21 protein-coding genes are annotated in these 18,109 nt (G+C 61.8%); 8 read left to right on the top strand and 13 right to left on the bottom strand.

Annotation, left to right across the window (positions count from 1 at the left end; all coding sequences use genetic code 11):
- Positions 1-27: 27 nt before the first annotated feature.
- From KF814_07640 to KF814_07605, 8 genes are all read left to right on the top strand, one after another.
- Entirely contained in the window at positions 28-567 is a 540-nt protein-coding gene (locus tag KF814_07640; GenBank protein ID MBX3236009.1) for a c-type cytochrome, read from the top strand.
- 209 nt (positions 568-776) lie between these two features.
- Positions 777-1,085, top strand: coding sequence for a YtxH domain-containing protein (locus KF814_07635; GenBank protein MBX3236008.1), 309 nt, complete (start codon positions 777-779; stop codon positions 1,083-1,085).
- 10 nt (positions 1,086-1,095) lie between these two features.
- Complete coding sequence (locus KF814_07630; protein MBX3236007.1) at positions 1,096-2,004, top strand: 2-oxoacid:acceptor oxidoreductase family protein; 909 nt, start codon at positions 1,096-1,098, stop codon at positions 2,002-2,004.
- A complete protein-coding gene (locus KF814_07625) occupies positions 1,989-3,233 on the top strand; it encodes a pyruvate synthase (protein MBX3236006.1) in 1,245 nt (414 codons plus the stop codon). Before KF814_07630 ends, KF814_07625 begins: the two co-directional genes overlap by 16 nt.
- Before the next feature lie 100 nt (positions 3,234-3,333).
- A complete protein-coding gene (locus KF814_07620; GenBank protein MBX3236005.1) occupies positions 3,334-4,272 on the top strand; it encodes a pyruvate synthase in 939 nt (312 codons plus the stop codon).
- Positions 4,269-4,763, top strand: coding sequence for a cytochrome c (locus KF814_07615; GenBank protein MBX3236004.1), 495 nt, complete (start codon positions 4,269-4,271; stop codon positions 4,761-4,763). Before KF814_07620 ends, KF814_07615 begins: the two co-directional genes overlap by 4 nt.
- A 17-nt stretch (positions 4,764-4,780) precedes the next feature.
- Positions 4,781-5,260, top strand: coding sequence for a hemerythrin domain-containing protein (locus tag KF814_07610; GenBank protein ID MBX3236003.1), 480 nt, complete (start codon positions 4,781-4,783; stop codon positions 5,258-5,260).
- A 1-nt stretch (position 5,261) separates the two neighbouring features.
- The gene (locus tag KF814_07605) at positions 5,262-5,825 is read left to right on the top strand and encodes a hypothetical protein (protein ID MBX3236002.1); all 564 of its coding nucleotides are present in this window, start codon (positions 5,262-5,264) and stop codon (positions 5,823-5,825) included.
- Between the two features lie 74 nt (positions 5,826-5,899).
- Here the strand turns inward: KF814_07605 and KF814_07600 are convergent, their stop codons facing one another.
- From KF814_07600 to KF814_07540, 13 genes are all read right to left on the bottom strand, one after another.
- Positions 5,900-8,635 (bottom strand): GNAT family N-acetyltransferase, encoded by a 2,736-nt coding sequence (locus KF814_07600; protein MBX3236001.1) that lies wholly within the window; start codon positions 8,633-8,635, stop codon positions 5,900-5,902.
- Positions 8,636-8,642: 7 nt separating this feature from the next.
- Complete coding sequence (locus tag KF814_07595) at positions 8,643-9,839, bottom strand: NrdH-redoxin (GenBank protein MBX3236000.1); 1,197 nt, start codon at positions 9,837-9,839, stop codon at positions 8,643-8,645.
- A gap of 12 nt (positions 9,840-9,851) precedes the next feature.
- Positions 9,852-10,214, bottom strand: coding sequence for a cytochrome c (locus tag KF814_07590; protein ID MBX3235999.1), 363 nt, complete (start codon positions 10,212-10,214; stop codon positions 9,852-9,854).
- 49 nt (positions 10,215-10,263) lie between these two features.
- Positions 10,264-11,121: a universal stress protein gene (locus tag KF814_07585; GenBank protein ID MBX3235998.1), complete on the bottom strand. Its 858-nt coding sequence runs from the start codon at positions 11,119-11,121 to the stop codon at positions 10,264-10,266.
- A gap of 219 nt (positions 11,122-11,340) precedes the next feature.
- Positions 11,341-11,892, bottom strand: a complete 552-nt coding sequence (locus KF814_07580) for a hypothetical protein (GenBank protein ID MBX3235997.1) — start codon at positions 11,890-11,892, stop codon at positions 11,341-11,343.
- A 23-nt stretch (positions 11,893-11,915) separates the two neighbouring features.
- A complete protein-coding gene (locus KF814_07575) occupies positions 11,916-12,395 on the bottom strand; it encodes a hypothetical protein (GenBank protein ID MBX3235996.1) in 480 nt (159 codons plus the stop codon).
- The gene (locus KF814_07570) at positions 12,361-12,861 is read right to left on the bottom strand and encodes an ATPase (GenBank protein MBX3235995.1); all 501 of its coding nucleotides are present in this window, start codon (positions 12,859-12,861) and stop codon (positions 12,361-12,363) included. The genes KF814_07575 and KF814_07570 overlap by 35 nt, the downstream gene beginning before the upstream one ends.
- Before the next feature lie 37 nt (positions 12,862-12,898).
- Positions 12,899-13,573, bottom strand: coding sequence for a phosphoribosyltransferase (locus KF814_07565; protein ID MBX3235994.1), 675 nt, complete (start codon positions 13,571-13,573; stop codon positions 12,899-12,901).
- Positions 13,574-13,589: 16 nt separating this feature from the next.
- Positions 13,590-14,063: an Hsp20/alpha crystallin family protein gene (locus tag KF814_07560; GenBank protein MBX3235993.1), complete on the bottom strand. Its 474-nt coding sequence runs from the start codon at positions 14,061-14,063 to the stop codon at positions 13,590-13,592.
- An 807-nt stretch (positions 14,064-14,870) separates the two neighbouring features.
- Complete coding sequence (locus KF814_07555; GenBank protein ID MBX3235992.1) at positions 14,871-15,548, bottom strand: nucleotidyltransferase domain-containing protein; 678 nt, start codon at positions 15,546-15,548, stop codon at positions 14,871-14,873.
- A complete protein-coding gene (locus KF814_07550; protein ID MBX3235991.1) occupies positions 15,545-15,799 on the bottom strand; it encodes an acyl carrier protein in 255 nt (84 codons plus the stop codon). The genes KF814_07555 and KF814_07550 overlap by 4 nt, the downstream gene beginning before the upstream one ends.
- Positions 15,796-16,959, bottom strand: a complete 1,164-nt coding sequence (locus tag KF814_07545) for a 2-oxo acid dehydrogenase subunit E2 (GenBank protein MBX3235990.1) — start codon at positions 16,957-16,959, stop codon at positions 15,796-15,798. The genes KF814_07550 and KF814_07545 overlap by 4 nt, the downstream gene beginning before the upstream one ends.
- A 114-nt stretch (positions 16,960-17,073) precedes the next feature.
- On the bottom strand, positions 17,074-18,051 hold the full coding sequence (locus KF814_07540) for an alpha-ketoacid dehydrogenase subunit beta (protein ID MBX3235989.1): 978 nt from the start codon (positions 18,049-18,051) through the stop codon (positions 17,074-17,076).
- Positions 18,052-18,109: the final 58 nt, after the last annotated feature.

The raw sequence follows: 18,109 nt of genomic DNA, 5'->3' as shown, positions 1-18,109 counted from the left end.
GATACGTTCATAGCCATGGATACAGACATGAATGGAAAGCGGCCGGTTGCAGCCCCTCTGTGGTACTTGGGCATCAGCGCGGTGCTGGCATTCCCGCTCGCCGCTATGGCGGACATGCACGACATGATGCGGCCCCGAGTGGCGCCGGAACATCTTGCGGAAGCGCAGGCCCTGCAAAATCCCCTGCCGGCCTCGGCGGAGGTAGTGGCGGCTGGAAAGGCTCTGTACCGCGGCAAGGGAACCTGTGTGAATTGTCACGGCCCTGAGGGCGCGGGGGACGGGCCGGTTGCCGCGGCCCTGAACCCCTCGCCGAGAAACTTCCAACACCACGGGTTTTGGCGGCACCGCACCGATGGCGAAGTCTTTTGGGTCGTCAAGCACGGGTCTACCGGCACGTCCATGATCGGGTTCGGCGACCAGCTGACCGATGAAGAGATCTGGAGCATCATCCGGTATGAACAGACCTTTTCCGCAGAGCATGGCGGTCACCATGGCATGCCGGGAGGCGGGATGGGCGGTCACGGCGGCATGGGAGGGCAGGGACGGATGGGCATGGGGCCCGAATGAGTAGTGCCCTGCCCTTTTTTGCGACAGCGTGCTTCTTGCCCGGTTGAGAAATTCCCCACTCTGTGCGCGCCTTCCGAGCGCCTCCTACGCGACGATCTGAACTGCTCAGAGAAACCAATAGGTTGTAATGCAAGCCAAGAGCGGCACCTGGCATAGCGCCTGCTCTACGACTTGAAGGAAATCATTTGTTCTCCAAAGGAGGCATCATCATGGCCGGCCAGAATGACGGTTGTTCAGGGGTGGAATTGTCGTTGGCTTTTCTGAGCGGCGCCATCATCGGAGGGGTGGCGGCCATCCTCTATGCACCGAAGTCCGGCGAGGAGACTCGCACGGCGTTACGTGGGTATGCCCGCAGGACCGAGGAAGAAGTGCTCGATAAGGCGCGTGAGATTAAAGGTGAATTGACGCAGACCCTGGATGAGGCCAAGCGATACCTGAAGGAGACCGAGGCGACGATCCAGGCGGCATTGGTCGCCGGCAAGGAAGCCTTCAAGAAGGAGCGCGCCGAAAGGTCCTAGGATGGTTGCGGTGCGGTTTCATGGGCGAGGGGGGCAGGGCGCCAAGACCGCCAGCCGGATTCTCGGGACGGCGGCGTTTCTGTCCGGATTCCAAGCCCAGGACGCCCCGATCTATGGAGCCGAGCGCCGGGGCGCACCGGTGGCCGCCTTCACACGTATCGCGCGGAGGCCGATCAGGGAGCGTGGAGTCATTGCGCACCCGGACCTCGTGGTGGTCGCCGATGCCTCGCTGATCAGCGATCCCACCGCGCATGTGATGGATGGGATCAGATCGGATACCGCCGTCTTCGTGAATTCGCCGCTGAGCAAGAGCCAAGTGTGGGAGGGTGGGTCGTTCCCCGGCCCCATCATGATGTTGGACCTGACCGGCGTCGCGTTGGAACGGCTCGGTAAACGCGAGGCCATCAGCGCGCTGTTGGGCGCGGTGGCGGCTCGGGTGGTCGGGGTGGACGAAGCGTCCCTGCGCGGGGCGATCGGACGGGAACTGACTGACCTCGGCGTGAGCGCGGAAGCAATCGAGCGAAATCAAGCCGCGGCCGACTTCTGTTATCGATCACTCACGCCTGCGCCCTTACCGGCAGGCAGTGCGGGGCAGGGCGCCAAGACCCGGTTGCAGACGCCGGTCTATGAGTCGCCGACCCTGGGTACCGCCCATATCGGCGCGTCCGCCAATTCGGTCCTGCGCGAAACAGGAGGGTGGCGGACGTTTCGCCCTGTTCTCATTCCAAACAAATGTAACGGCTGCTGGCTCTGCTTTGCGTTTTGTCCGGACGGAGTGATTGCGATGACGGCGGAGGATAAGCCGGTCATCGACTACGACCATTGCAAAGGCTGCCAGATCTGTGTGCAAGAATGCCCGACTCATGCGCTGGTGGCCGAGCGGGAGCAGGAGGGAGCGGCGGCGTGGCGGGCGAAATGATGACCGGCAATCTGGCGGCTGCCTGGGGGGCGCGTCTCGCCGAGGTGGATTACATCCCGGCCTTTCCCATTACGCCCCAAACGGAAATCGTCGAGGCGTTGTCGAGGTGGTGCGATAACGGGGAACTGGCCGCTCGGTTCGTCACGCTGGATTCCGAGCATTCCATGCTCACCGCCGCCGGTGCCGCCGAAGCGACGGGAGCACGCGTGTTCACCGCAACCTCGAGCCAAGGGTTGCTCTATGCGTTCGAACTGCTCTATTCCGTGGCGGGGTGGCGGACGCCCTTGGTATTGGTCAATGTCTCGCGGGCGCTGGCCGCGCCGATCACGCTGGAGCCGGACCACAATGATGTGTTGGCGGCTCGGGATTCGGGGTTTATTCAGATCCACGCCGAGACATGCCAGGAGGTGGTGGATTCCGTTCTCATGGCCTACCGCATCGGGGAGGATGAACGGGTGATGCTGCCGGTACTCGTGAACCTTGACGGGTTCTACCTGTCGTTCACACGCGAGCCCGTGCTCTTGCCGGAACTCGACCAAGTTAGACGCTATCTGCCTCCCTTTAGACCGGCCCATCTGGGATTCAAGGCCTCGTCGCCCCACGCGCTGGGAACAGCAGTCATCGGCGGCAGTCTCTACAGTTATTTCCGTCATCAACTGCACCTCGCGTCGATGAACGTCCTGTCGGTGCATGAGGAAGCTGCGGTGGAATTCGAACGGCTGTTCGGTCGTCGGTATGGCGTGGTGGAAGGCTATCGGCTGGAAGATGCTGAGGATGTGTTGGTGATGACCAATGCGTTCGCCAGCCGAGGGAAAGCGGCAGTGGATCGGGCCAGGGCGGAAGGACGACGGGTCGGGCTGCTCCGTGTGCGCCTCATCCGGCCCTGGCCGGCAGATGCCATCAGGCGGGCCTTGAGCGGCCGTCGCGCTGCCGCGGTGTTGGATCAGAACCTTGCACCGGGGCAGGGGGGCATTCTCTTTCAGGAGGTGGCCGCTTGCTTGTATCATGAACCTGATCGCCCCAAGGCGCTGTGCTCGTTCATCGGCGGGCTTGGGGGGAAGAATATTTCGGAAGGCGAGTTCGAGGCGATTTTCGAGCAGACCGCCGACGCGGGTGCGAGCAGTCGGGGAATCGGACCGGTGTTGCTCTACACTGAAGCCGAACATCAGGAGATGGTGGAAATGCAGCGGCTCGCGGGAGCCGCGAAGCGTGAAGGGGCCGAAGGATGATGGACGTCAGACGGAAGACGCCGGAGATGGAGTGCCGGGTCTTGCGTCTTCCTCCTGCCGTCTGACGTCTCACGGCGAGATACGCGCGACGAGCTAAAGCATGTGGCAGCGCGAGACGTTCAAGAAGATCAAACAGATTCCCCGCGAGGAGCATGTCGTAGCCGGGACGGCGCTCTGTGCCGGATGCGGCGGCTTGGAAGCACTGCGGCTCGCGGCGAAGGTGTTGGGCGATCACGTCGTCTATGTGAACGCGGCGGGTTGCTTCACGTTGCTGACGGCCTACCCCTTCACGCCGTTCAAGGGCTCGTGGTTGTACACGACGATGGGATCGGCCCCGGCCGGTGCGCAGGGCGTGCGGGATGCGCTGGACGTCTTGATCGCCAAAGGCCGGCTGCCGAAAGAGGAGGATCTCAAGGTGGTTGTCCTGGGGGGCGATGGATCGACCTATGATATGGCGCTCTCCTCCACGTCCGGCGCCCTGTATCGGGGGTTGGATTTTTATTACGTCTGCTACGACAACGAGGCCTACGGGAACACCGGAATGCAACTGTCTTCGTCGACTCCCTATGGCGCGAGGACGGCAACGTCTCCTTGCAGCCTCCAACATCCGGCCGGCGCGGCGCAGGAGAAGAAGGACATCTTCGAGATTTGGCGGGCCCATAAACCGCCCTATATTGCGACTGTCGCCCCACGCTACCCGTTGGATCTGGAGGAAAAGTTCGCGCGCGCGGCCACGGTCACCGGCCCCAAAATGTTCCTGGCACTCTCGGCCTGTCCGACCGGCTGGCTCTACGATCCGGGAGAGACGCCGGAGGTTGCGAAGCTTGCGGTGGAGACCGGGCTCTGGCCGTTGAAGGAAGCGGTCAACGGCCTCGTGACCCACACCTATATGCCGAAGCGCAAGCCGGTGGAGGAGTATCTGAAGCGGCAGGGACGGTTTCGGCACCTCTTCGAGCCGGTCCGGCAAGAGGCGGCGATCCGACATATCCAAGAACGAGTGGACGAATATTGGAAGCGGGTCACGGCGGAGACAGCATGACGGCAACAACGAGAGGATGGAAGGGAATCTGCGCCGGGGTGATCGCCGCGGCGGTTGCAGCGACCGGTTGTGCCGAGAGCGGCCCCAAACCGCGCCGGGACGAACCTCCGGCCGTGCACCTTCCCGATGTCAGGACGCCGGTGGCGCTTGGGAACGATGCGCACAAAGAGCATCGCGCCGTGATGCTGCAACATCTGGAAACGATTCAGGCGATCGTGGCGGCGCTGGCCGATGAGGACTATCAGCTTGCCAAGGGGCTTACCGAATCGCATCTCGGTTTCTTCATGCATCGCCAGGCTATGGCTCGCCAGGAGCCGCAGAACTTTCCGCCTACCTACCATGATCTGGCGATGGCGCATCACGAAGCGGCCGAGAAGATGGCCGAGGCCATGCCGTCCCGTGATTTGAAGAAAATCCTGCCGGAGTTCAACAATGTCCTTAAGGCTTGCGTGGCTTGCCATCTGGAATTTAAAGTCGTCGACCGTTCGTAACCCATGAGGGAGGAAGCATGTCGGATCCGACTATCAGCCACTACTTTGAACAGGACCACGATCGTCTCGATGCTCTGTTCACTGCATTTCAACAATACAAGCGTTCTGATTTTTCCAAGGCCAAGGCGGCGTTCGTGGAATTCAAGATCGGACTGCAGCGCCATATCGTCTGGGAGGAGGACATTCTGTTTCCCAAGTGGGAGGAGAATTCCGGTATGGCGGAAGGCGGACCGACGCAGGTCATGCGGAGCGAGCATCAGCTGATCGGCCAGTGCCTCGAGGCGATCCATCGAAAGGTGCAGGAGCAGAATCCTGACAGTGACGGCGATGAGGGCAGGTTGTTGCAAGTGCTCAAAGTGCACAACATGAAAGAAGAGCGCATCCTCTATCCCTCCATCGACCAAGTCATCAGCGAATCTGAACGGGCGGAGATCTATCGTGCCATGAAGGAGGTGCCGGAAGAACGGTATCGCACCTGTTGCGGCACGGAACGGTAGCATGGTCCCCGTGTTGAAATTAGAAGGCGCGTTCGCCAGCGAAGATGAATTGCGCGCGATGATCCGAGGGCGGCAAGTCTGCTTCGATCATGATCCGTTTTACGTTAGAAATGCCGATCAGCGCATTGTCCAGATCGGCTTCCAGCTGAATCTCTATGCGGCCTTTGCCGATCCCCGCCAGCTCCCTTTGGGGGATGACTCGGAACATCGCGAACTGCTCCGTGACCTGCAGAAACTTTGCCGTGTGTTTTTTCAGTCGCTCGACCTCTTGAAACCCTGCGAGCATCCGGAGCCCCCGGCCCACCGGATCGTCTATTCACCCGAGCGCGGCAATCGGGCCGAAGTCTGCCTTCAGATTCCCATCTTCGATCGCCGCCATTTCGGCGAACCGGGCGGCCAGGGCGTCGAGGGATTGCTTGCCGTGGCCGAGTGCTTGCTGAGATCAGTCGGCGCCAGACGAGGTCGGTGGGAGGAGAACGCCGGTAGCCAGGTGATGCCGGCGGGACCATGCGAAGCGCAGACTGCGGCTGCAAAGAGTCAGGCCCGGGTTGGCGAAGGGCCCTGACATTACCCGGGGAGATATTGCCGGCTGAAGACGGAAGGATTCGTGCGCGATGCGGGTCGGAGCGGAGGATTTCGTTAGGCCGGTGTTCCTATTCTGATTCTTGCATCCGCGATGAGGCATCCTTGCCCCGGCGGCAGGGCAAAGATCGGGTTCAGGTCCAACTCCACAATCTCCGGAATCTCTTCGACCAGCCGAGACAAGCGCAGTAGCAGCTCTTCCAACGCGCCGATATCGGCGGCCGGATGGCCGCGATAACCTTCCAAGAGTCTGCGCCCTTTGATGCTCTTCACCATGTCGGCGGCGTCGACTTCGGTGAGCGGCGTGACTCTGAATTGGACGTCTCCCAGAATCTCGACGTGGATGCCACCGAGGCCAAATCCGAGCAAGGGACCGAAGGATGGATCTTGCGTCATGCCAGCCATGACCTCCACGCCGCTCTTCACCATCGGCTGAACCAGCACCCCTTCCATCCCGTCCAACGTGTCGTCCTGAGCCAACCGCGCGCGGATGGCCTCGAATGCGTCGCGCACCGCCCTGCCATCGGGAAGGTTGAGTCGAACCCCGCCGACCTCAGTCTTGTGTACGATCCGATGCGACGCCAATTTGGCCGCGACGGGAAAGCCGATTCGCTCAGCAATGGCAGCGGCCTCGTCGGCGGTTTTCGCGACACCCCCACTCGGAACCGGTAACCCGAAGGATTCCAGCACGCGACGGGTCTCCGTGACGGTGAGCCAGCCCGGGCCTCGTTGGGTCAAGGCATCACGACAGCAGGCGCGAGCTGCTTCGGTTTGAAGGTCGTCGAAATCGGGGATCATCCCCGGCGGACTGCGGCGCCATTCGACATAGTCGGCGGCTCGGCCCAGTACGCGTGCGGGCAATTCGGGGAGGGCAAAGGTCGGGATCGTTTCGTTGAGCAGCATGAAGCGCCGATCACGGTCTGCTTCCGCCATCCAGACGATGTAGACCGGTTTCCCGTCTGCCTGCTGTGTGCGCGCCTGCAGGATGCCTTTGCGGATCCCGTCGGCGATGGGTTCGGTATCGGTGGCGGTGACGGCGATGTAGAGGACGATCAGCGCATCGAGTTCCGGCGACGCCAGCAGGGTGTGGATGGCCTCCTGGTATTGCTCGGACGAGGCGGAGGCGATTAGGTCGACCGGATTCTGGAGTGCGGCAGCCGCAGGGAGAAACGATCGTAGTCGCGATTGCGTTTCATCCGACAGGGTGGGCACTGTGAGTCCTCCGGCTTCACAGGCGTCGGCGCAGAGGATGCCGGGTCCGCCGGCGTTGGTCAGGATGCCGACGCGCCGTCCTCGGGGAAGCGGCTGCTCGGAAAACCCAAGCGCAAGTGCGAACAGCTCTTCCAGATTCTCAGCCCGCACGATTCCCGTTTGACGGAACAGCGCGTCGACTGCAACGTTGTCGGCCGCGAGCGCAGCGGTATGGGAGCCTGCCGCTCGCCGCCCCGAGGACGTCCGGCCCGCTTTGAGGGCGATGATCGGCTTCTGCCTCGCGACCCGTTTGGCGATGCGGGCGAACTTGCGCGGGTTGCCGAAGGATTCGGCGTACAGCAAGATGATGCCGGTGGCGGGATCGTTTTCCCAATACTGCAACAGGTCGTTCAACGACACGTCGGCCTTGTTGCCGACGCTCACGAAGGTCGAAATGCCGAGCTGCAGCCGATCGGTGGCCGCAAGCAGGGCCAACCCCAAGGCTCCGCTTTGCGATGACATCGCGATGCGTCCCGGGCGGGGGAAGACCGAGGTGAACGTCGCATTCAGATGAACGGCCGAGTTTGTGTTCAAGATGCCGAAGCAATTGGGACCGACCATGCGCATGCCGTGCCGGCGCACGGCTTCCAACAGCGCATCCTGCCGGCGCTTGCCCTCCGTACCGACTTCAGCGAAGCCCGACGAGATGACGACGAGTGCCCGCACTCCCGACAGCGCGCATTCCTCGACCACTTTCGGTACGATGTCGTGGGGCACCGCGATGACGGCCAAGTCGACCGGCTCCGGCAGGGCTCGGAGGGACGGATAGGCCTGCAGCCCGCCGATGGTCGAGGCGTGAGGATTGATCGGGTAGAGACGGCCGTGAAAATCATTGCTGCGCGCGGCATCCAGAAGGCGGTACCCGATGCTGTGCGGATCGCGTGACGCGCCGACAATCGCGACCGACGTCGGATGGAGCAACGGGCCGAGCGAGGCGGCGGTGGCGATACGTTCCCGCCAGTCCGCCCGTTGTGCCGTGGCTTCGCTCGGCGCCAAGGAGAGGTCGACTTCGATATCGCCGCCTTCGATGTGCTCATGGACCGAAAACCCTGACTCGTCGAACACCTCGCGCATGGCCAGATTGTCGGCATGGGTGACGGCCCAGAGCCTGGTGAATCCGTGCCGCAGCGCCAGGAGCGCCATCCGTTCGAGCAGAATGGTTCCGAGCCCTTGACCGCGCAGGCTGTCGGCCACCGCAAAGGCGACCTCAGCGGTCGTGCGGTCACGCATGAAGTAGGAACCGGCCCCGACGATCTGCAAAGCGCCGTCCTGTTCGCGGAGCGCCAGCAGGGTCATACGTTGATCGGGATGGGAAGACTCGCAGAGCGGTCGAAGCGTGTCGGGCGGCGGCGCATTTTCGGAAAAGAAACGGTGCCGGCGAGATTCGGGCGAGAGCTGGGATACGAATCTCTCGAAGGCGCCGGCGTCGCTCGGCTCGGACGGGCGAAGCAGCACCGTCGTGCCGTCCCGGAGCAGCGCGCGGCCGGTCTCGAGCGGTTCATCCGGGAGAGGCGGCAGATATCGTGGTCGCATCCGTTGCATCGGGTTCCTAGACGAGGAGATTCGGTTTCACGAGGAGGATGAGGCCGAGCCCGATCATGACGGCGCCGCCGGCCAGTTTCAACCACCGGCCTTCGCGTTCGGCCAACTTCCGGTGGCTGAGGGTGATGACGGTGATGGTGACCATCGCCGCATCGTCGAATATATAGGCGAGGTTGTAAAGGGCCAAATATCCATAATAGTGCCAGGCCGGAAGTTGCTGCATCGTCAGGATCTGTGTGTAGAGGGCCGGAAAGCCGGCGGTACAGAGGAGTTCGACCACGTTGACCAGGATCGCCAGCACCGTCACGCCGATCAAGGCCCCGACGAGGTGCTCCGCTTGCACGATGTCTCGCAGGCGCGCGAAGAGCCCGGGCTTCGCGCGTTCGGGAATAGTCAGGGTGAGGCCCCGCCGGAAGGCATAGAAATCTTTTACATTGATCGCGCCGATCACCAACGCCATGGTGCCCAGCACAAGTTGGATGCCGCGCGAAAGCCCGATCACGAGAAACAGATTCAACCACGCCGCCATGAAAGCAAAATAAACCAACCCGCTGACCACCACGAACGTACCCGCCACCAGGGCCATGGTGTATCGGTTCCGAAGCGAGACCAGGAGCGAGAGGAGAAACAGCAGCACCCACATGGCACAAGGATTGAAGCCGTCGAGTAACCCGATGGCGATCGTAAACAGCGGGAGTCCGACGTCTCGTACCGTGGTCCGGCCGATCCAGGGCAGTGAAATACCCTGGTCGGCATCCGCCGGCGCAGCGCAACCCTCACGGGGTTCGACCCTGCAGGCCTCAACCTTGTTCGGCATCGCCTCGTTCGTGACGTGGTCCAACAGCTCGAGCAGCCGGGCGCCGGTGCTGACCTCGTCCTGATAGCCCACGATCAACCGGTCGCGGATGAAGAACGCCGGTAGGCCTACCTGGCTGATGTGTCGTTCGGCCGCGAGTTGCCGGAGCCGGGCGAGCATCGGTGGGTCTCGTCCCACATCTCGATACTGCACCAGCAGCTCCGGCCGTTTGCCTGTCAGTCCGGCGAGGAATGCTTCCGCGGCCGAACAGCGTGGACAACCTTCGCGCACGAACACTTCCATCTCGACTGCCGGGGCAGCAACCGATGCGATGGACCAGAAGGTGGTGAGCAACAGAAGTGCCGGCAGGCGACCGATGTTGCTGCACCAGGGTCGCTTCGAGGTCACCCCCGTCTCCGACTAACTGGCGAAGTCGGGCGGTGCGACCGACCGAATATAGGACAGCACGTCGAGCATCTGTTGGTCCGTCAGTTTGCCTCGAAATCCGTGCATCGGGCTGAACAGGACGCCGTTGGAGATGGTGATCAACAATTCCCAGTCGGTCTTGGTCCGTGTGTTGATCGACCGAAGATCGGCGGGCCGAACGATCAGATACAGGCCGTCCGGGCCCTTGCCGTCGAGCTTTTCTCCATGGCAGCGCAGGCAATTGGTCTGATAGATCACTTGTCCCTCCCGTGGATTTCCACGGTGCACCTGGCCGACCGCCCAAGTGCTGCATAGCATGACGAGACAGAGACCGCTCAGGACGCTGAACACCTTCATCGTATCGACTCCTTTTGGGCTATGCCCCCTCACGGGAGCGATTCAATGGTCATCGGACGATCAAGACCGGACAGGCCGATCGGTGTACCAGGGCGTGCGAGATGCTGCCCAGGAGAAACCGTTCTACCGCCTTGCGTCCGTGCGAGCCGATGATCAGCAAGTCGGCCGAGTCAGCCTGCTGGATCACCACCTCGACCGGGTCGCCCACGGCCACATGGGTTCCGACGCTGTAGCGATGATCCATGACGGCCGTGCCTAACTGTTTGACGACGTCTTCGGCATGTCGAACGGCCGTGTCCGTCCAATCCTGAACCGGGAACAGGCTGAACGGGTCCGTGGCGGGAATCGGGCGGACCACGCTGACCAACGTCAGCCCGGCCGGCTCTTTGAACGGATGGCGGATGAGCCAGTCCTTGATGCGAGTGCCGTCCTCATGGCTCTCCACCGCGACCACGACCCGTTTCACCGGGCCCATCCGATCTTTGACCACCAGGGTCGAACAGTGGGCATGTTGCGCGACTCGATGCGACACGCTGCCCAGCAAGACCTCGCCGACGCGGCCGCGACCACGGGCGCCGATCGCGATGAGGTCGGCCTGTTCTTTCTTGGCGGTATCGATGATCAGCGCGGCCGGTTTGGCGAACTCACAGACGCGTCTCACGGTGACCCCTTGTCGGGGAAGCAGCGTGGCCGCATGGTCAAGCAACTGCTCGCCGGCCTGTCGCATCGCCTTGCGGAAGTCGTCGTAGCCCTGCAGGTTCGACATTTCCGCGATGAGTGGGTATTGGAACAACCCAAGGTCGACACCATGCACCAGTACCGCATCTTTCACGGCGTAGAGTTCGAGGGCTTGGCGGACGGCGGAGAATGCATGCTCCGCCCAGTCCAGCGCCATCACGACACGCATAGGGGCCTCCTCTGCAGGATGTTGAAAACGGCTTTGAGCTCCGTTCTCGCGTCGCTCCAAGACTCGACGTACAGGCCGGAACGTATGCCTCGCCTTGTCGTTCGCTAGGGCCTCTCGCGCGGAATGGCGCGTCTTAGCTGCCGGGGCTGGGCGGGCGAGAACCCATGATCTCTTGGAACATCTTGCTTGTGCCAGCGTATTCGCCGACCACTCAGCGCCTTAGAACAATGGGTGTGGAGACGTCCCGAACGGCATCAACCGCGGAATCTCCCCGACGTTGCCTCGAAGGCGCCAGCCCCCTTCCTCGGACGAGAGGTAATGGATTTCCTGGAACCAACTGTCGATCGGAACGCGCAGACCGCTGGTCTTCGAGAGTCCCCAGAGGCTGCCGGTACAGGTCACCTCGATCACGGCCTTCGATCCGGCCCCTACCTTCGTGAACTTGGAGAACCGATGGATGTCCGAGAGGTCCTTGTACTCGTCGAACAAGTCGCTCCATACCTTTGCCAGGTCGGCCTTGCTCAGGCCGTGGTAGTTGTAATGCTCGGAATAGAGGACCATCACGCCGCCGACATCGCGCGCCTGCACCGCTTGGTCGGCGCGGCGGAACAGCGTCACCACATCCGCGACCGTCTGTGGATCCAACTCGCCTGCCGCGCCGGGGATGATCTCGACGGCTGCGGCCGCCGAAAGCACCGAGAGCGCGATCATGCACAGCACCGACAGGAGAACCCAACGGATAAAGCGGGTTGATCGGTTGGTGCGCGCCATAGGCCTTGTTCTCCTGCCGAACGTCACGCCGCGGGAATCTCCAGCACGAACAACTCGCCTTTCATTTGCGGGTGCAGATCGCAGTTGAAGAGAATCCGATTGCTGCGGTCGGTCACCAAATGAATCGCCAGCGTCTTCCCGGGATCGACGCGGAAGCCTTCGATCCCTTTCCCCTGGACGGCTACTCCTTCGCCATGAGCCTGGATTGCCAACTGTGCCATCGCGGTCGACGAGAAGCCGTGCGGCACGATGTCCTGATTGCGGAGGATGATCACGGTCGGGATGCCGAAACGCAATTGAGCCGGCTGGGCGAGGACAAAATCGTAGTTGCGCATCAGCACTTCGATGCGCTGCTCGTGCGGTCCCGGCGACGGAGTCGACTCGTCGGCTCCGAGGATCGCCGGCCACGCCGACAGGCAGAGCCAAATCGCCGAGAGGACAAGCATGGCCCGGCGCGCTGCCGTACGGTTATCTGGTCCAGGTAACGCGGACGAAGTCTTCATCGTCGTCATAGTGAAGGTCCAATTCTCCGTGATAGGCATGTTGCAACGCTTCGCCGATGAGTCGAGGTAGGTGCGTATCGGTGGTCGAGACGACCAGTCCCTCGGGCCGCCGTTCTACTCCCATGATGCGCGAGAGCGGGTGTTCCCGTTTTTCTTTCGATTCGGAATGGTGCACGATTCCCATGACCTGTTCGTGCTGCTCCGCAACGAAGGAGCCCTTTAGGGTCACGAATCCCTTGGGATACTTGTCGCGTATCCGGAGGCAGGCCGGACAGGTGATTTCCTCGGCTCCTTCGGGTTTCGCGCCCCAGGCCCAGCGTCCCTTATGAAACACGGCGCCGCAGGACGTGCAAACCGTGGGTTCCTTCAGTTTGCCTCGAAGCTTGTACGTGTCGTGTTGGTACTCCTGGACCGTCCGGTCTCTCCGGGCGCCCAGGCCTGACGGGTTGTGCGTTTTGGCTGTCATGACGCAATCCTTTCCCGCAATGACGGATCCGGACTGGTTAATGGGTGGTGCCGTGTCCTGCCAGAGCTTCCTCGGCCAGGTTCAGATACTGCAGCACCTCCTGATCCTCCACCTGCGCAAAGTCTTCGAAGAAATTTCCTACGGCGTAGAACGGTTCCGGCACCATTAGCACGACGAGTTCGTCTACGGCCGCGCGCACCTCGCGGATTGTGCCGCTCGGGCCGACGGGAATGGCGCCGATCAGGCGGCGTGGATGTCGTTGACGTGCCGCGGCGACGGAGGCGAAGAAGGTGGCGCCCGTCGCAATACCGTCGTCGACCAGGATCACCGTGCGATCGGTCAGATCTGGAAACGGACGTCCTTGCCGATAGAGAGCCACGCGGCGCGCCACCTCGTCCTTCTGGGCATGGACCGCCCGGTCCAGATCTCGCTGAGAGAGGGGCAATCCGCGCAGCGCGTCGCGATTCCAATAGACGCTGCCGGTTTCGCTGACCGCGCCCATCGCATACTCCGGGTTGTCCGGTGCGCCGATCTTTCGGCTGATCAGGACGTCCAGGGGCAGATGGAGCGCGATGCTGAGCTGATACCCGACGGCCACGCCGCCGCGCGGGAGCGCCAGGATGATCGCATGAGGATCATCCCGATATGCCGTGAGCGCTGCGGCCAGGAGTTCGCCGGCTTCTTCCCGATTTCTGAACAGGTCCCGTTCCATGAGCGCACCGGTCGGTTCAGGCGATTTTGACCTCGACGCTCTTCGGTTTGCTTTTCTCTGTCTTGGGGAGATGTACTTTGAGCATTCCGTCCTTGTACTCGGCGGTGACCTTGCCGCCGTCGGCGTCTTCCGGAACCGTAAAGCTTCGCAGGAAGCTGCCGTAGGTTCGTTCGACCCGATGGTATTTCTTGCCCTTCTCTTCTTTTTCGCACTTGCGATCACCCGAGATGGACAGCACGTTATCCTGCACGGTCAGCTTCACATCTTCCCGCTTCACTTCAGGCAGTTCGGCGTTGATCAGATATTCCTTGTCGTCTTCGGTAATGTCCACGAGCGGGGACCATTCGGCGACCGAGATGGATTCCCGTTCCCCACCGGTCTTGGGGACCGGCCTTCCCCACAGCGACGACAATCGCTTCTCCATATCTTCGAGTTCTTTCCATGGATTCCACTGGGAGCGGAACGGTTCCCAACGTGTTAAGCCGCTCATGACCCTTCCTCCTGCGTAATGGTGGGTGAATGAGAGAGTGCTTCCGGCTCGGCGTACGCGCCGGTCGATGCCTCGACCGGTCGAATGCCGCATCGACCGTGGCCTTGGTTGGAGAGCAGTAGCGAACCTGACCGGCTCATTTGGTCCAACTCACAGAAAATCTCGTTCCAGCCGACTGTCGGGCAGGTGCGAATAAGATCGTCAAGCGAACAGAAATGCATGTGCCGAAGTCTGTCGCGAATGATGTGGGCAGCCTGACTCACGGTCATCTCCATGCTTCAGACGCAGGTGCTGTTGAACGAGAGCGTTGCAGAGTAAGTGCCAGGAGCCGCTTGCTTCGGGATTCGAGGGAGGAGTGCTTGAAGTTCACAGAGTTAGGTCGTCATTCCATCGCCATAAGGCATTGGATGGATGAGGGTTGGGGCGATACGGGACAGCCTCGGTTTGCAGGGATGTTGCCAATTACCTCATTGATCGAGGCCGAACGGTGGCTAGCTTTCCAATTGAAGGGAGGTGGAGCCAGGGTAAGTCGAAGTCCCCGCCTCTGTGCCGCGAGAGTGGGCGAGGTTTCGGGGCTGCATCAGTTGCGGGGTTGGGTCCGAAGGGACGCATTTCCATCTCGGTGCCAGTAGGAGGCACGGCTCTCGGGGGAGCATGAAGAATGGGAGATGCGGGACAGTCAAGCAGAGGGTGATTGCTGGATTGTTCGGATCGACCTCGGCCGGTTACCAACTCCGAATCCACACAGAGGCGGGTTCCGTTGTGTGCGGAGGAGCAGGCGCAATCGGTCGGCAATGAGTGCGGTGATCAGACTAAGAACGCTTTCCTGATGCGATAGAGGAAGCGGTCGACGAGTTCCGGGTTCGGCCGATGCCTGCAGAGGGGAAGGTTGTGCTTGGCCCGTTCCAACAATGACTCTCCCAGGTCGATGACTTCCCCGGTGCGGTATTTCCCACTTTTGATTGTGGCGACGGTTTCACCGATGGGTGTTTCGCTGACCCTGATGGCGAAGGTTTCCCGTTCGAGCAGCTCGCAGAGGTTGAAGAGTACCCGGATATAGGCCGCGGCGTACTTTTCCGGACGACCATCTTTACGATCGAGCATTTTCTTCCGCTGATTCTCGCAGTACCCGGCGAAGGCCTGGAAGGCTTGTTCCGGCGACCAGAGCGCCGGAAAGAGGGTCCGCAATTCCCCTCCCCAATCATCCGCCGCCGCGACCGGCGCAACGAGGGTTTCCAAGACGAGGGGATAACATTCGGTGGCCAAGGTCAGGAACAGCCCGATCTCCCACGCGGTCTCGTCCTCCTCCTGCTTTACCATCTTGGTGCCTTGGTACTTGAAGCCGACACGAAACAGGTCTGCCGTCGGAATGACGAAGACACTGCGATAGTCGGCATCGCTCTCAGGGCCGGCCAGTCCGTGCGCTTGCGAGCCAACAAGCACTTTTAGGATGCGATAATCGTTCTGTGGCTTGGCGGTCGTCATGGTTGTGCTGCCGCAAGTTGTGCGATGCAGCCGTTGAGGCTGGCGAATTTCGGATAATCGGCTTCGGGGATGTCGATCTGCAGTTCCTTGTGGAGCGCCAGCACGAAGTTTAGAAAGTCCATGGAGTCCAGATCGAGTTGGTCGCGGAAGCTGGCGTCCGGGTTGAGCGTCGTAAGGTCGGCCTCCGGGGCGATCTCTCCCAAGAGGCGCAGCACCAAGGCGCGAATCTGATCCGGGGCCGGCGAACTCATAGTGACTCCGGTTGCTGGAGTAGGGTCTCGAGCTCCGCGAGGAACCGCGCCCCGCGATGGCCGTCCGTCACGCGATGGTCGGCCGACAGGGAGACCGTAATCACCGGGCGGGGAAGGATTCTGCCTCCGACAACCCAAGGACGCTCAACCAGCTTGCCGAACCCCACCAGCGCGACTTGGGGAGGATAAATCACTCCGAACACGGTTTCCACTCCCTGCTCGCCGAGGCTCGTGACCGTGATGGTCGGGTCGGACATCTCCGAGCTCCGCAATGTCCCGGCCCTGGCACGCATCACGAGATCCTGAAAGCTCCTCATCAGGTCGCCGAGACTTTGTCGGTCCGCGTCGTGCAGGGCCGGTGCCACGAGGCCTCCTTGACGCAAGGAGATGGCGGTGCCGATGTGGATGCGATCCTGAGGCTCGGCGTCGTTTCCTTTCCAGAGGGCATTGAGTTCCGGAACCTTCCGTAATGCCAAGGCCACGGCCTTGACGAGCATGACGCCATACAACAATCGTTCGGTCACAGGCCGCTTTTCATTTGCCTCCTTGAGCCAAGTCACGGCTGGCCCCATGTCGAAGGTGGTGCTCAAATAGTAGTGGGGGATTTCGCGTTTTGATCGCGTCATCGCTGCCGCGATGGTTTGCCTCATGCGGGCCTGGCGCTCCGTCGCTGTCGCGCGGACCCACTCTGGGGAAGCCGTGGCCGTGACGGCCGACGCATGGTTGACGTCCTCCAACGTAATGACACTGTCCGGCCCAGTACCATGCAAGCCGGCCGGATCGATTCCCCGCTCGGCTGCGAGCTTCCGTGCTGCAGGTGATATGCGAAGTCGGTCGGCTTCCGCAGCAGCCTTGACCGCCGGTGCGGCTGGGGCAGGCGGTGCGACCGCCGAACTCGGGACAGACGAAACCGATGCCGAGGGACCTTCCTCGCGAATGACCGCCATGGCCGTCCCGACCGGGACGGTATCACCTGGTTGCACCAACAGCCGTTCGACGATTCCCGTGTGCAGCGACTCGACCTCGATCGCTGATTTCTCCGTGTCGACTTCGGCGATGATTTCGCCCTTGGTCACATGGTCGCCGGGCCGCTTCTTCCAAGCGACCAGCGTGCCTTGGGTCATATCCGCCCCCAGCGTGGGCATGAGAAAGTCAGCCATGAGTCACCCGGAGCAAGGCAGCTGCGTAAAGGGCAAACGTGGGACGGTTGAGCGCGCCTCTGAAAAATGCCGGTTCGACGATAGGAGCAGGTTGAGCCGTTTCATAGCTCCGCTTCACTTCGCGCACATAACGCGCGCGGCGCGCTGGATTGCTTCCACGCTCGGCAGTGCTGCGTCCTCGAGGTGCTTGGCATAGGGAATCGGGACCTCGGCGCTGCAGACGCGCGCGATCGGTGCATCGAGATCGTAAAACGCCCCTTCGACGATCTGAGCGACGATCTCCGCCGCAAAACTCCCTTGCCGCCAGCCTTCATCGATAACTACGGCGCGATGGGTGTGCCTGACGGAGGCCAAGAGGGTCTCGGTGTCCAAAGGGCGAAGTACGCGTAGATCGAGCACCTCCGCCTCAATGCCCTGTTTGGCGAGTTCCTCGGCGGCAGCGAGTGCTTTCCACAATCCGCCGCCGAAGGTGATCAGGCTTACGTCCTTTCCGGTCCGGCGGACGGCGGCCTTGGAGATGTCCACCGGCAAGGCCTGGTCTTCCAACTCGCCTTCCATGGAGTAGAGATAGGCATGCTCGAAGATGAAGACCGGATCCGGTTGCCTCAGCGCTGTGAGCAACATGCCGTGCGCATCGGTCACCGTGGCAGGCGTCAGCACCGTAATGCCGGGGATGTGGGCGTACCAACCCTCGAAACTGTGCGAATGTTGGGCCGCCACCTGTCGGCCTGCGCCGGTCGCCATGCGGACCACGAGCGGCACGCTGAACTGGCCGCCTGACATGTGTCGAAGCGTCGCGGCGTTATTCACGATCTGGTCGAGGGCTAGGAGACTGAAATTCACGGTCATCACTTCGACGATCGGCCTCATGCCGCCCAGCGCCGCTCCGATACCCGCGCCGACGAAGGTGCTTTCGGAGAGAGGCGTATCGCGGATCCGTTCCGGGCCGAACTCGGCCAACAATCCTTTGCTGCACGCATAGGTCCCGCCGTACCTTCCGACGTCTTCTCCCATGAGGAATACGCGCGGGTCATTCTGCAGGGCTTCCCGCATTCCGGTCCGGACAGCTTCTCGATAGGTCATCTTCGTCATAGCGACGGGGCTCGCTCTTGCTGAAGTGTCTCTCGTCGTTCGTGAAGCCTATCTCGTG

The organism is Nitrospiraceae bacterium (assembly GCA_019637075.1).
Lineage (GTDB): Bacteria > Nitrospirota > Nitrospiria > Nitrospirales > Nitrospiraceae > JAHBWI01.
This window is presented reverse-complemented; position numbering and strand designations above follow the sequence as displayed.

Excerpts from the sequence above, each read along its gene's own strand:
- KF814_07575 (MBX3235996.1), bottom strand. The coding sequence starts at position 12,395 with ATGAAGACTTCGTCCGCGTTACCTGGACCAGATAACCGTACGGCAGCG.
- KF814_07565 (MBX3235994.1), bottom strand. The coding sequence starts at position 13,573 with ATGGAACGGGACCTGTTCAGAAATCGGGAAGAAGCCGGCGAACTCCTG.
- KF814_07600 (MBX3236001.1), bottom strand. The coding sequence starts at position 8,635 with ATGCAACGGATGCGACCACGATATCTGCCGCCTCTCCCGGATGAACCG.
- KF814_07635 (MBX3236008.1), top strand. The coding sequence starts at position 777 with ATGGCCGGCCAGAATGACGGTTGTTCAGGGGTGGAATTGTCGTTGGCT.
- KF814_07590 (MBX3235999.1), bottom strand. The coding sequence starts at position 10,214 with ATGAAGGTGTTCAGCGTCCTGAGCGGTCTCTGTCTCGTCATGCTATGC.
- KF814_07555 (MBX3235992.1), bottom strand. The coding sequence starts at position 15,548 with ATGACGACCGCCAAGCCACAGAACGATTATCGCATCCTAAAAGTGCTT.
- KF814_07585 (MBX3235998.1), bottom strand. The coding sequence starts at position 11,121 with ATGCGTGTCGTGATGGCGCTGGACTGGGCGGAGCATGCATTCTCCGCC.
- KF814_07605 (MBX3236002.1), top strand. The coding sequence starts at position 5,262 with ATGGTCCCCGTGTTGAAATTAGAAGGCGCGTTCGCCAGCGAAGATGAA.
- KF814_07545 (MBX3235990.1), bottom strand. The coding sequence starts at position 16,959 with ATGGCTGACTTTCTCATGCCCACGCTGGGGGCGGATATGACCCAAGGC.
- KF814_07570 (MBX3235995.1), bottom strand. The coding sequence starts at position 12,861 with ATGACAGCCAAAACGCACAACCCGTCAGGCCTGGGCGCCCGGAGAGAC.
- KF814_07560 (MBX3235993.1), bottom strand. The coding sequence starts at position 14,063 with ATGAGCGGCTTAACACGTTGGGAACCGTTCCGCTCCCAGTGGAATCCA.
- KF814_07540 (MBX3235989.1), bottom strand. The coding sequence starts at position 18,051 with ATGACGAAGATGACCTATCGAGAAGCTGTCCGGACCGGAATGCGGGAA.
- KF814_07580 (MBX3235997.1), bottom strand. The coding sequence starts at position 11,892 with ATGGCGCGCACCAACCGATCAACCCGCTTTATCCGTTGGGTTCTCCTG.
- KF814_07615 (MBX3236004.1), top strand. The coding sequence starts at position 4,269 with ATGACGGCAACAACGAGAGGATGGAAGGGAATCTGCGCCGGGGTGATC.
- KF814_07550 (MBX3235991.1), bottom strand. The coding sequence starts at position 15,799 with ATGAGTTCGCCGGCCCCGGATCAGATTCGCGCCTTGGTGCTGCGCCTC.
- KF814_07620 (MBX3236005.1), top strand. The coding sequence starts at position 3,334 with ATGTGGCAGCGCGAGACGTTCAAGAAGATCAAACAGATTCCCCGCGAG.
- KF814_07610 (MBX3236003.1), top strand. The coding sequence starts at position 4,781 with ATGTCGGATCCGACTATCAGCCACTACTTTGAACAGGACCACGATCGT.
- KF814_07640 (MBX3236009.1), top strand. The coding sequence starts at position 28 with ATGAATGGAAAGCGGCCGGTTGCAGCCCCTCTGTGGTACTTGGGCATC.